Raw genomic sequence first — 13,154 nt, 5'->3', positions numbered from 1 at the left:
TTTGCCGGAGCCGGGTTCCGCGCATGGATCAGCAGACGGCTGGGCCGGGAGACGGCTGGATCAGGAGACGGCTGGGTCTAGGAGACGGCGACGCCGAGCAGGTGGCCGATGCCGAAGGTCACCGCGGCGGCGCCGACGCCGAGCACGAGCTGGCGCAGGCCGCCCACCCACCACGGGCGGGCCGTGAGGTGCGCCACGACCGCGCCGAACCCGAACAGGGCGAGCACGCTCAGCACCACCGCCAGCGCCAGCCCCGACGCCCCGAAGAAGAACGGCACCAGCGGCACCAGCGCCCCGGCGGAGAACGCGCAGAACGACGAGACGGCCGCCAGTTTCGGCGAAGGCAGGTCGTCAGGATCCACCCCGAGCTCCTCGCGCACGTGCACCCGCAGAGCCTGGTCGGGATCGGCCGACAGCCCGGCCGCGACCTGTTCGGCCAGCTCCGGCTCCAGCCCGCGGGACCGGTAGAGCGCGGCCAGCTCGGCGCGCTCGCCCTCGGGGTTGCGGGCCAGCTCGCGCCGCTCCACGGCGATCTCGGCGCGCATCAGCTCCGTCTGGGACTTGACCGACGTGTACTCGCCGGCCGCCATCGAGCACGCACCCGCCACCAGCCCGGCGAACCCGGCGAGCACGGCGCCCCGCCCGGGACCCGAGGCCCCCACCACACCGGCGATCAGCGCGAAGTTGGAGACGAGCCCGTCCATCGCCCCGAACACCGCCGGCCGCAGCCACCCGCCGGTGACGTCACGGTGGCTGTGGTGCATCTCGGGGGTGTACGTCCGCTCCAGCTCGATGGTCATGAAATCCCTCCTATTGCTGCATTTCCATCGACATTAGGTAAATGTCGGAAAGATCCGCAACGAAGGAGAGGCTTGCCTGACCTGCGGTTCTGCGCCGTATACGAACAGGTGGACGAGTGTTTTAGGCCCTCCTAAGTAAGGCGGGCCAGGGTGACGAACGACACTCTCAGGACGCCGTCTGCGCGACGGGCAGCGGCACGGCCGGGGTCGTCGTCCCGGTGTCCTGGATCAGGCGGGAGCAGTCGTCGATCGCCGCCGTCAGCAGGTCGCGCAGCATCGTGTCCGGGTCCTCGATGCAGGCCTGCACGATCCCGACCACGGCCAGTTGCACCGCGTTCGGGGCCGCGTACCTGCGGAAGCCCTTCTCCGTGATCTTGGCTGCCCGGCTGAACCTGCGTGCCTGGGCCGCCGCCTGCGGGACCTGGTCCATCGCCTCCTGGCTGCGCGGGCTCAGCCGTCCGGGCGGGACGCCGTTCAGCCGGGCCAGCATCTCCTCCGCCGCGAGCACCGACACCGCGAGGGCGAGCTGGCGCTCGGCGGCGGCGACGGGCAGGGCGGTGGTCGCGCAGCGGAGCGCGATGTGGGCGTCGACCCGGAGGTCCGTGCTGGTCAGGCCGATGATGGACGGGACCAGGTGGATGAGGCGGCTGCGGCTCTCGTCGGTGGTGTTGTCGTTGACGAGGCGGGCCAGCGCGGCCAGCAGCGGGTGTGTGCAGGCCGGGTGGTCGCTCCACCGTTCTCCGGCCAGATAGGACGCGAACTCCATGAAGCAAGCACCACGCTTCGGGTTGCGATGCCTGCCACGGGACAGAACCGGCATGTGATCAAGGTGATTGTCCACGGGTGCTCCACTTTGTGGTGTATCGCCGTCTTTCCAGTCTGCGCTGACATCTGCCCCAATGCCAGTGAATAAGACTCCCGGCCTTGTCGGGAGCGGTGGGGTTACATGGGGGTTATGATGGGGGCAGTCCTTGGGGAGGTGACGTGCCGAAGATCAACGTGTATCTGCCGGACGACCTGGCGGAGGCGGTCAAGCAGGCGGGCGTGCCGGTCTCGTCCATCTGCCAGCGCGCCCTGGAGCAGGCCGTACGCCGCGTCACGGCCATCCGTGAGACGGCCCTGTCCGACGTCGACCTCGACCGTCCCACCGGCGCCCTGACCCTGCTGACCCCGCGCACCCGCACCGTGCTCAAGCTCGCGGCGTCGCGGGCGGGGGCGGGCGGCGTCGAGACCGAGCACCTCCTGGCCGGCATGCTGGCGGAGGGCACCAACCTCGCCCTCCACGTCCTGCGCGCCATGGACATCGACCCCGGCCAGGTAACCCGCGACCTCGCTGGCCGGATGTCCGTGGGAGGTGGTACGTCTGCGGAAGGGCGCACGTCCCCGGGAAGTCGTGCATCTGCGGAAGGTTCTACGTCCCCGGAGAGTCGTACGACTGCGAAAGCTTCTACGGGCCCGGGAGGTGCGGAAGGTCCTGACTCTCCGGGCGGTCGTATGTCGTCCGGAGGTCTCGGAGCCGGACAGGATCCTGGCGGCGAGCCGGGACGGGCTGCGGGTTCTGAGCCCGAGCCGGGCAGCGGCCCGGTGCAAGAACCCGGGGCGGGCGAGCCGGGTTCAGAGGTGCGCCGGTTCGGCGTGGGCGCGGCGAACGCTCTGGAAGCCGCGGTCAACGAGGCGACCTCGCTCGGGCACAACTACGTCGGATGCGAGCACCTCCTCCTCGGGCTCGTCGCCGAACCCGACGGGATCGCCGGTCAGGTGCTGCGCGGGCTGGGCGCCGAGCACCGGCCGACCCGCCGCGCCGTCGTGGCGGCCCTCGCCGGCTACGTCCACCTACGCGCCGAGTCCGCCGCGCAACCGTCCGGCCAGTCGCCCGGCGCGCCGGACCTGGCGGCGCTCGTGGCCGTGGCCGTGCGGCAGCAACTCCAGCCCCTCGTCCAGCGGATCGCCCGGCTGGAGGAGCATCTCGGCCCGGCCTCCGGTGACTGACAATGCGGATCACCCGAGTCCTGCGCGCCAGAGCGTTCCGCTACGCCGTCGTGGCCGTCGTCATGGTGGGCGTCGTCATCGCCGCCACCTGGTGAGGCGGTACCTTTCCCACCGTTCCTGGCCGGGGCGTCGACGGCAACCGCGTCATGGCCGGGACACCGCCGGCCTCCCGGTGGAGCGGGGGGCTATCGAAGACGTCCCGCGGACTGAAGCGCGATGTCCGTCGTACGGGGGACATGTCAGGATGCGCGCATGGTGCGGAGCGCGTTGGGGCTGGCGGAGGGGTTACGGGCAGGCGAGACGACCGCCGTCGACGTCGTACGGGAGGCGATCGAGCGGGTGCGGTGGGCGGGGGAGCGGTTCGGGGGTGTGGCCGCCGTTGATGCCGGGTGGAGTATGGCGGAGGCGGAGCGGGCTGATCGGCGGTTGCGGGCCGGTGAGGGCGGGGTGCTCGAAGGGGTGCCCGTCACCGTCAAGGACTGGATCGATGTCTCAGGCTGGCCCGTGAGCGGGGCGGCCGGGGGGACGTCGGGGAGCCCGGGGCGGCGGCCTGAGCGGGATGCGACGGCCGTGGCGCGGCTGCGGGCCGCCGGGGCGGTCGTGGTCGCGATCAGCAGTGCCATGGCCGACAACCCCGTGCACGGGAAGACCGGCAATCCGCGCGATCCGGGCAGGGCGCCCGGTGGGTCGTCGTCGGGGACGGCGGCGCTGGTGGCCGCCGGTGCCGTGCCGCTCGGGCTGGGCAGCGACTCGGGCGGGAGCGTACGGCTGCCCGCCGCCTGGTGCGGGGTGGCAGGGCTGAAGCCGACGTTCGGACGGGTGCCGCTGACCGGTCACTTCCCGCGCTGCGGATCGCTGGAGGACGGCAGGACCGTCATCGGCCCGATCGCCGGGACCGTCGCCGACCTCGCCGCCACGCTGGAGGTGATCGCCGGGCCGGACGGGATGGACGGCGGGACGCCGCCGGTGCCGCTCGCCGATCCGGGAGCCGTGCGCGTCCCAGGGCTGCGGGTGGCGACCATGGCCGGGGCCGGCGGCCACGAGGCGACGGCGCGGGCGGTGCGGACGCTGGCCGAGGCGGGGGCGGCCGTCGCGGAGCGGCCGCTGCCCGACGTGCGGGAGGAGGCGCTGGAGCTGACCCGGCGCTACTGGGACCGGGCGGGGCTGAGCGGAGAGGAGAACGTACGGGTGCTGTGGGACTGGGACCGGTTCCGCAGGCGGATGCTGGCCGCCACCGCGCGGGCCGACGTCCTCGTCATCCCCGCCGCCGAGGAGCCGCCGCCGTGGCGGGAGTCCGAGACGGACGACTACCTGTGGACGCTGCCCTGGAGCCTCACCGGCGCGCCGGTCGTGGTGGTGCCCTGCGGCGGCTCGGCCGTCCAGGTGGTCGGCCGTCCGTGGGAGGAACACGTCGTGCTGGCCGCCGCGGCGGAGATCGAGCGCGCGGAAGCCCCCGGATAAGGAGGGAGCCTAACCACGGGGTGGCGTGCTACGTTGCCTGCTGATCCCCGGCGGCCGGATCCGCGTCGCCGTACCTGACTCCTTCTCCGCATGGGGGCAAACGGTGAGGTGGGCGTACTTCCTGCTGGTCGCGTCGGCGCTGTGGTGGATCGCGCCGCCCGCGCACGCCGCGCAAGAGGAGCCCCCGGTCGCGCTCATCGGCGTGCCCGGTCTGCTCTGGGAGGACGTCGACCCGCAGGCGACCCCCAACCTGTGGCGGCTGGCCGGGGAGAGCGACCTGGGGTCGGTGTCGGTGAAGACCGTGGGCACCCTCGCCTGCCCGTTCGACGGCTGGCTGTCGGTGTCCGCCGGCGTCCGCTCCGCCGTCGGGCAGCGCTGCGGGCTGCCGCCCGAACCGGAGCGCACGGGCGAGGGCGCCCGGGTGCCGGGCTTCGACGGGCTGCGCGCGAGGCGTGACGGCACGTACGCGGGCACGCTCGGCGCGGCCGTGCACGCCGCCGGTCACTGCACGACCGCCGTCGGCCCCGGCGCCGCGCTGGCGCTGGCCGACGCCGGCGGCAAGGTGGACGTGTACGCGCCGGAGCCGGCCGCGCTGGCCGACTGGTCGCGCTGCCGGGTGCTGGCCGTGGACGTGGACGAGCTGATCCGCCCCTACCTGGCGGGCGGCCACCTGCCCGCGGTGCCCGACGCGCTCGGCCCGGAGCGGCGGCGCGAGGCCGTGCGGGCCGCCGACGCGGAGGTCGGCGCCGCGCTGGCGAAGCTGCCCGCCGGCGCCCAGGTGGTGCTCAGCGGCATCGGCGACCACGGGTCGGTGCCGCACCTGCGGGTGGCCATGTGGAAGCGGGCCGAGGCGTCCGGCGCGCTGCTCGGCACCGCCTCGACCCGGCGCGGCGACATCGTCATCATCACCGACACCACGCCGACCGTGCTCACCGCCGCGGGCATACCCGTCCCGCCGACCGTGATCGGCCTGCCCTGGCAGGCGGGGGAGCGGCTGCCGCTGGAGGAGGCCGTCGCCGAGCTGCGCAGGGCCGACATGATGGGCACCGGCATCCGCAACACCACCGGGCTGTTCTTCACCGGCTTCGCCGTCATCACGGTGTCGTTCTACGCGATCGCCTACTACGTGCTGTCACGCCGCAGGAACGCCGGCGCCGTCGGCGTGGTCGCGCTCGGCCTGGCGGCGGTGCCCGTCTCGACGTACGCGGTGAACGTGTTCCCCTGGGGGCACGGCCCGTACCCGATCGCGCTGGTCCTCACCGGCGTGGTGGCGATCGCCTCGGCCATCACCGCCTTCGCCGTGCTCGGGCCGTGGCGGCGCGGCCCGCTGGGGCCGCCCGGCGTGGTGGCCGCGATCATCGGCATCGTCATGGTGGCCGACCTGCTGACCGGCACCAACCTGCAGTTCAACAGCCTCATGGGCTACACCGCCGTGGTGGGCGGGCGCTACTACGGGCTGGCGAACATCCCGTTCGCGCTGCTGGCCACCTCCGTGCTGATGACCGCCGCGGTGGCCGCCGACCATCTGGTGCGGGCCGGGCGGCGGCGGGCCGCGGTGGCGCTGGTCTCCACGCTGGGCGTGGCCGCGATGCTGCTGGCGGGCTGGCCGGGGATCGGCAGCGACTTCGGCGGCGTGATCGCGTTCGTGCCCGGCATCGCGGTCACCGCGCTGCTGGTGGCGGGCAAGCGGGTGTCGGTGCTGAAGTTCGTCGGGTTCTGCGCCCTGGGCGGGGTGACCGTGTCGGCGCTCGCGGTGCTCGACTACCTGCGGCCGGCGCCGTCGCAGACCCACCTGGGCAGGTTCGTCGGCATGGTGCTCGAAGGGACGTTCATGCCGATGATCCTCCGCAAGCTCGGGGCCATGCTCAACACCATGCTCTCGCCCAACCTGATGCCGATCGTGATCACCGGCCTGGCGTTCCTGATCTTCGCGATCATGCGACCGGGCAAGATCAGCGCCGGGGTGGTGCCGCAGGCGTTCGAGCGCGCGCCCATGCTGAAGGCCGGGCTGATCGGGGCGCTGGTCAGCGGGGTGGTCGGGATGCTGGTGAACGACTCGGGCACCGCCGTGCTGTCGATGGTCGTGGCGGTGGCCGTGCCGCTGGTGCTGTACGCGGGGATCCACAGCGAGCCGCTGGCGGAGCCCGCGTCCGAGGAGGCCCCTGTCGCCGCCAAGATCTGAAATTTTCTTTTAGTTCACCCCAAGGTCTTGAAAGTTATATGCACGGACGATTGCATTCGGTCGTGCAGACCCTCCGTTTACTCGCCGCGGCGACGCTCGTGCTCACCGCCGCCGCGCCCGCACAGGCCGATCCCGCACCCCCGATCGAGGACGCGCCGACGGCGTCGTCCTACCCGCCCCTCTCGACGCTGGTCGCCGCCCAGGCGACCGGCGACCGGCTCGACACCGCCAAGAAGACCAGGCCGGTGGCCCCGGGCATCACCCTCACCTCCTTCGACCGGCTGGACCCGCTCGGGTGGCTGCGCGCCGACGCGCTCACCGCCGACCTCGCCGGCGGGGCGAGCGCCGACTACGTGTACTCCGGCGAGGTGTCGAAGACCGAGCCGCTGTCCGGCCCCGCCCAGCGGTCGCGGGCGGTCGCCGCCGTCAACGGCGACTTCTTCGACATCAACAACTCGGGCGCCGCCCAGGGCATCGGCGTGCAGACCGGCGAACTCGTCCAGTCGCCGATGGCCGGCCACGACAACGCGGTCGCGATCAGCGGCGACGGCGTCGGCCGGGTGCTCAAGATGCACTTCGAGGGCACCGCCACCCCCGAGGGCGGCTCACCGGTCACGCTCACCCAGTTCAACCAGCGCATCCAGTCAGGCGGCGTCGGCCTGTTCACCCCGCTGTGGGGGTCCTACACCCGGGCCCGCGCCGTCGAGGGCGCCACCGCCGTCACCGAGGTGGAGCTGAAGGACGGCGTGGTCGCCGCGGTCCGCGGGCAGGCCGGTGAGGGCCCCATCCCGGCCGGGACCTCGATCCTGCTCGGCCGCGACGCCGGCGCCGCCGCCCTGGCCGGGCTCAAGGCAGGCGACAAGGTCGAGGTCGCGTACCGGCCGAAGGCCTCCGACGGCGGGGACGTCAAGGCCGCGGTCGGCGGGAACTGGGTGCTGGTCAAGGACGGCAAGGCGCAGAACTCCACCGACCAGTCGGCGCACCCGCGCACCGCGGTCGGCTTCTCCGCCGACGGAAAGAAGATGTACCTGCTCACCGTGGACGGCCGCCAGGCCGACAGCCGCGGGGTCACGCTCAACGAGCTGGCCGCGATGATGGTCGAACTGGGCGCGGCCGACGCGCTCAACCTCGACGGCGGCGGCTCCTCCACCATGCTCGCCCGCGAGCCGGGCCAGGCCGCCCCGCAGGTCGAGAACAGCCCGTCCGACGGCGGCGAGCGGCACGTCCCCAACGGCCTGGCGCTCTACGCCCCCGAGGGCAGCGGCAAGCTCAAGGGCTTCTGGGTCGAGACCGCCGTCGACCCCGGCCGGGCCCCCGGCGCGGCGCCCATCGGCGGCGGGCGCCCCGAGCGCGTCTTCCCCGGCCTCACGCGGCGGCTGACCGCCGCCGGATACGACGAGACGTACGGGCCCGCGTCCGGGGCGCCGATCTGGCGGAGCAAGCCCGCGGTCCACGGCATCGTCAGGGACGGCAGGTTCCACGCCCTGGTGCCAGGCACCACGACCGTCACCGCCGCCCGCGGCAAGGCCACCGGCTCCCTGGAGCTGACCGTGCTCCAGCCGCTCCAGCGGCTCGGCGTCACCAGTGACCGGGTCGGCCTGGCCGGCGCGGACGACACCGCGACCTTCGGCGTCGTCGGCTACGACCGCAACGGCAACACCGCCCCGATCGAGCCCGCCGACCTGTCGCTCGACTACGACCGCGCCCTGCTCGACGTCACCGCGAACGAGCACGGATCCTTCACCGTCAAGGCCAAGAAGGACACCGGCTCCGCCCTGATCACCGCCAAGGTCGGCAAGATCAGCACCGCCCTGCCGGTGACCGTCGGCTTCGAGGACCAGCCGGTCGCCGACTTCGAGAACGCCGCCTCGTGGACGTTCGCCGCCGCGCGGGCCACCGGCTCGCTCTCGGCCGCGCCGGGCCAGAGCGGCGGCGGGCTCAAGCTCTCGTACGACTTCACCCAGTCGACGGCGACCCGCGCCGCCTACGCCGGCCCGCCCGAGCAGCTCGTGGTGGACGGGCAGCCGCAGGCGTTCGGGCTGTGGATCCACTCCACCGGCAAGGGGGAGTGGCCCAGCCTCGAGTTCTACGACGCGCTCGGGCAGTCGCAGATCCTGCGCGGCCCGTACATGACGTGGACCGGCTGGCAGTTCGTCGAGTTCGCGGTGCCGCCGGGCGTGAGCTACCCGCTCAAGCTGCGGCGCTTCTACGTGGCCGAGACCAAGGCCACCGCCTCCTACACCAACGAGATCCTGATCGACGGCCTGGTCGCGAAGGTGCCGCCGTCAGTGGAGACGCCGGAGGCGGAGAAGGTCGCCGACCCGGTGGTCAAGCCGGACGTGGCCGACCGGCCGTGGCGGTTCGCGGTCATGTCGGACGCGCAGTTCGTCGCCCGGGACCCGGACAGCGACCTGGTCGCGGGCGCGCGCCGCACGCTCCGCGAGATCAAGGCGGCGAAGCCGGACTTCCTGTTCGTCAACGGTGACCTGGTGGACGAGGCCTCGCCGGAGGACTTCGCGCTGGCCAAGCGGATCCTCGACGAAGAACTCGGCGATGATCTGAAATATCACTACATCCCGGGTAACCACGAGGTGATGGGCGGCAGCATCGACAACTTCAAGGCCGTCTTCGGCGACACGTACACCACCTTCGACCACAAGGGCACCCGCTTCGTCACGCTCGACACCTCCCGCCTCAACCTGCGCGGCGGCGGCTTCGAGCAGATCGAGCTCCTCCGTACGGAGCTGGACCGGGCCGCGGACGACGGCTCGATCGGCTCGGTCGCGGTGCTGTTCCACGTGCCGCCACGCGACCCCACCCCCGGCAAGGGCAGCCAGCTCGGCGACCGCAAGGAAGCCGCGCTGGTGGAGGGCTGGCTGGCCGACTTCCAGCGGGAGACCGGCAAGGGCGCGGCGTTCATCGGCGGGCACGTGGGCACCTTCCACGCCTCCCGGGTGGACGCGGTGCCCTACGTGATCAACGGCAACGCCGCCAAGAACCCGTCCACCCCGGCGGGCGACGGCGGCTTCACCGGCTGGTCCCTGTGGGGCGTCGACCCGGTCACCGGCAAGGAGGCCGAGCACGTCAGGCGCAACTGGTTCGCCGACGCCCCCGAGTGGATCGGCGCCGAACTGCGCCCGCACGTCGACCGGCTCACGCTGACCGCCCCGGCCAGGGTCGAGACCGGCACCCCGGCCACCGTCACGGCCACGGTCCGGCAGGACGGCCGTGACGTGCCCGTCGCCTACCCGGTGTCGGCGGCCTGGTCCGGCTCGCCCAACCTGCACGTGGGACCGCGGGCCAAGGCCAAGCCGTGGCACGTCGCCGTGCTCGACCCCGAGACCGGCACGCTCACCGCGCTGCGCAAGGGTCAGGTGACGGTCGCGGTCACCGTCAACGGCGTCACCGAGCAGGCCGCCGTGGCGGTCGCCGCCAGGTCAGCCGCCTGATCGACCGCCTGATCCGCGGGGACGGGCGCGCAGGTCGTGCCCGTCCCCACGTTCATCGGCCCCGCACGCGGGCACGGTTCGGGTTGAGGCCGTTGTCCGCGAAGGGGAAGAACGTACGTGTCGCGCGTAGAGGTGAAGCCGGGCGGGGGCGCCGATGGCCAGTGAACTCACCGTGCTGTCCGGGCTCCATCGGACGATCGAGGAACTGCCGCTGGTCGACCAGCACGCCCACGGGGTGACGGGCCGCGACCTGTCGCGTGCCGCCTTCGAGGAGCTGATCACCGAGGCCCACGGGCCGGCGCCCGACTGGATGACGCCGTTCGACTCGCAGCTGGGCCACGCCATCCTGCGCCACTGCGCGCCCGTGCTCGGACTCGACGCGTTCATCTCGCCCGAGGAGTACCTGGCCCGCCGCGCCCGGCTGGGCGTCGTCGCGGTGAACCGGCTGCTGCTCGGCGCCGCGGGCGCGGGCCACTACCTGATCGAGACCGGCTACCGCGCCGACGAGGTCGTCGGCCCGTCCGGCATGGCCGAGCTCGCCGCGGTCCCGGTCGACGAGGTGGTGCGGCTGGAGGCCGTGGCCGAGCAGGTCGCCGCCTCCGGCGTGTCCGCCGCGGGCTTCGCCGGCCGGTTCGCCGAGGCGCTGGGGGAGCGGATCCGCACCGCCCGCGCGCTGAAGAGCATCGTCGCCTACCGGCACGGGCTCGACCTCGACCCGGACCCGCCCTCGCCCGCCGAGGTGACCGAGGCCGCGGGCCGCTGGCTCGCCGCCGGCGGCCGCCTGGCGGACCCGGTGCTGCTGCGGCACCTCATCTGGACCGCGCTGGAGACCGGCCTGCCGCTGCAGTTCCACACCGGGATCGGCGACCCCGACCTGGACCTGCGCCGCGCCGACCCGCTGCTGCTGCGCGGGCTGATCGAGCGGACGCAGCCGGCCGGGGTGCCGCTGGTGCTGCTGCACTGCTACCCGTTCCACCGCCACGCCGGATACCTGGCGCACGCGTACCCGCACGTGTTCTTCGACCTGGGCCTGGCCGTCCACCACACCGGTGCGGGCAGCGCCGCGGTGGTGGCCGAGAGCCTGGAGATCGCCCCGTTCGCCAAGATCATGTTTTCGTCCGACGGATGGGGCCCGGCCGAGCTGCACTTCCTCGGCGCGGAGCTGTGGCGGCGGGCCATGACGCGGGTGCTCGGCGGCTTCGTCACCGACGGGGAGTGGTCGGCGGGCCAGGCCGTCCGGGTCGCCACCATGATCGGCGCCACCAACGCGCGCCGCCTCTACCGGCTCGGGGGCGCCGCGTGACCTCCTATCCCCGCCCGGACGGCCACTCCGACCGGCGTACGGACCACCGTGCTGAGCTGCGATCCGATCAGCTCTCCGGCCGGCGCGCGGACGCCCACGCCGACCTCGGCTCCGACCACCGCGAGGTGCTGCTGCGGGAGGCGCTGCACGCCGAGCTGCCCGCCGCCGAGCGGCTGCGGCGCGAGCTGCACGCCGACCCCAGGGTGTCGGGCAAGGAGGCGCCCACGCTCAGACGGGTGCTGGACGCGCTGCCGGAAGGGCCGGTGGAGCACGTCGCCGGGACCGGCGCGCTGGTCAGGATCGGCGGCCCCGGCCCCGCCGTGGGCGTGCGCGGCGAACTGGACGCGCTGCCCATCGTCGAGCGCACCGGCGTGCCCTGGGCGGCCGACAACGGCGCCATGCACGCCTGCGGCCACGACGTCCACCTGGCCGCCGTCGTGGCGCTGGCCCGCGCGGTCGCCAGGGTCACCGCCATCCTGGAGACGCACGAGAGCCGGCCCGAGGCCGGGTACGAGTCCGTGACCGCCCAGCAGCGGCCGGCCCCGCTCATGGTCGTGCTGCAGCCACGCGAGGAGAGCCACCCGTCGGGCGCCGCCGACATCGTCCGATCGGGAGCCCTGGCCCGCAACGACGTCTGCGCCATGATCGGCGCGCACGTGCAGCCCGTGCTGGACGCCGGGGTGACCGCCTGCACGCCGGGCGCGGTCAACGCCTCCGCCGACGAGTTCCGGGTGACGCTCAGGGGCGTGAGCGGGCACGCCGCCTACCCGCACCTGGCCCGCGACCCGATCGTCGCCATGGCGCAGGTGATCACCGGAGCCCAGCACCTCGTCAGCCGGACCGCCGACCCGATGGTGCCGACCGTGGTGACGTTCGGCACCGTGCACGCCGGCACCGCGCCGAACGCCATCCCCGCCGAGGCCGTCGCCCACGGCACCCTGCGCACCCTGTCACAGCCGGCGCGCGAGACGCTGCACGCCCAGTTCGCCCAGCTCGTCGAGGACATGGCGCGCACCTACGGCTGTGAGGCCGACGTCCGGGTCCACCGGGGCGAGCCGGTGCTGGTCAACGACGCCGCGCTCGCCATGCGCACCGGCGCGCTGCTGCGTCAGAGCGGGCGGTCGGTCAGCGAGGAGCTGCGCTCGTGCGGCGGCGACGACTTCGCCCAGTACGGCGAGCTGATGCCGTCGCTGATGATGTTCGTCGGCGTCGACACGCGGGCCGGGCTGCACACCCCCGAGTTCCTGCCCGATGACGCCACCGTGGGCGAGGTCGCGGAAAGCCTCCTGGCCGGCTATCTCGCCGCGTCCCCGTCGCCGGGCGTCAACGGGAGGGGTGTCCGCCGGCATCCCCAGGAACGGGTGATCCCCTGACGGGATCAGGCGTTCCTGGCGACCCGGAACGTCAGGTGCGTCATGCCCGGCGTCGTCACCGTCCTGACCTCCTCCAGGTCGGCCGGCAGCGGGAGCTTCCCGAACAGCGGCAGCCCGTCGCCGAGCAGCACGTGCGCGACGTGCAGCCGCAGCTCGCCGACCAGCCCGGCGGCCAGCGCCTGCCGGCACACGTCCGCGCCGCCGACCACCCACACGTCCCGCTCCCCGGCCGCCGCCCGCGCGCGGGCGACCGCGTCCTCGATCCCGCCGGTGACGAACGTGAACGTCGCCGGCGGCTTGACCAGCGGCTCCCGCTCGGTGTGGGAGAGCACGAACACCGGGTGCGGGAACGGCGGCGCGTCACCCCACGGCTCCAGGCCCGACCGGAACATGCCCATCCCCATCACGTACGCGCCCGGCTCGGCGGCGAACTCCGCCCTGATCTCCGCGTCCTCCGCGCTCTCCGCGAAGATCCACCGGTGGAGCCGCTCCAGATCCTCGTCCGGCCCGGTGGCGAACCCGTCGACCGAGACCGTCATGTTCAGCACCACATCGCTCATGCCCGGTAGACCGCCGTCCCGCCGGAAACTCGTCGCT

The 13,154-nt window shown here is 73.5% G+C and carries 9 protein-coding genes; 6 read left to right on the top strand and 3 right to left on the bottom strand.

Annotation, left to right across the window (positions count from 1 at the left end; translation table 11 throughout):
* Positions 1-77 precede the first annotated feature (77 nt).
* Complete coding sequence (locus ACIBF7_RS09875) at positions 78-800, bottom strand: VIT1/CCC1 transporter family protein (protein ID WP_271276200.1); 723 nt, start codon at positions 798-800, stop codon at positions 78-80.
* Positions 801-966: 166 nt separating this feature from the next.
* Positions 967-1,566 (bottom strand): hypothetical protein, encoded by a 600-nt coding sequence (locus ACIBF7_RS09870; protein ID WP_271276201.1) that lies wholly within the window; start codon positions 1,564-1,566, stop codon positions 967-969.
* 218 nt (positions 1,567-1,784) lie between these two features.
* Between ACIBF7_RS09870 and ACIBF7_RS09865 the strand changes: the two genes are divergently transcribed.
* From ACIBF7_RS09865 to ACIBF7_RS09840, 6 genes are all read left to right on the top strand, one after another.
* Positions 1,785-2,789, top strand: coding sequence for a Clp protease N-terminal domain-containing protein (locus ACIBF7_RS09865; protein ID WP_397196889.1), 1,005 nt, complete (start codon positions 1,785-1,787; stop codon positions 2,787-2,789).
* Positions 2,790-3,041: 252 nt separating this feature from the next.
* Positions 3,042-4,250, top strand: coding sequence for an amidase (locus ACIBF7_RS09860; RefSeq protein ID WP_397196888.1), 1,209 nt, complete (start codon positions 3,042-3,044; stop codon positions 4,248-4,250).
* A gap of 103 nt (positions 4,251-4,353) precedes the next feature.
* Positions 4,354-6,432, top strand: a complete 2,079-nt coding sequence (locus ACIBF7_RS09855; protein ID WP_364235261.1) for a hypothetical protein — start codon at positions 4,354-4,356, stop codon at positions 6,430-6,432.
* Positions 6,433-6,494: 62 nt separating this feature from the next.
* Complete coding sequence (locus ACIBF7_RS09850; protein WP_271276205.1) at positions 6,495-9,881, top strand: phosphodiester glycosidase family protein; 3,387 nt, start codon at positions 6,495-6,497, stop codon at positions 9,879-9,881.
* A gap of 154 nt (positions 9,882-10,035) precedes the next feature.
* The gene (locus ACIBF7_RS09845; protein ID WP_271276206.1) at positions 10,036-11,184 is read left to right on the top strand and encodes an amidohydrolase family protein; all 1,149 of its coding nucleotides are present in this window, start codon (positions 10,036-10,038) and stop codon (positions 11,182-11,184) included.
* Complete coding sequence (locus tag ACIBF7_RS09840; protein ID WP_271276207.1) at positions 11,181-12,557, top strand: M20 family metallopeptidase; 1,377 nt, start codon at positions 11,181-11,183, stop codon at positions 12,555-12,557. Before ACIBF7_RS09845 ends, ACIBF7_RS09840 begins: the two co-directional genes overlap by 4 nt.
* 5 nt (positions 12,558-12,562) lie before the next feature.
* On the opposite strand, the gene ACIBF7_RS09835 is transcribed toward ACIBF7_RS09840, so the two are convergent.
* Positions 12,563-13,117 (bottom strand): dihydrofolate reductase family protein, encoded by a 555-nt coding sequence (locus ACIBF7_RS09835; protein ID WP_271276208.1) that lies wholly within the window; start codon positions 13,115-13,117, stop codon positions 12,563-12,565.
* Positions 13,118-13,154 lie beyond the last annotated feature (37 nt).

The sequence above is a fragment of the Nonomuraea sp. NPDC050478 genome, from assembly GCF_044458265.1.
Taxonomy (GTDB): Bacteria; Actinomycetota; Actinomycetes; order Streptosporangiales; family Streptosporangiaceae; genus Nonomuraea; species Nonomuraea ferruginea.
Note: the sequence above shows the minus strand (reverse complement) of the source record. Positions and strands in the feature narration are given on the sequence as shown.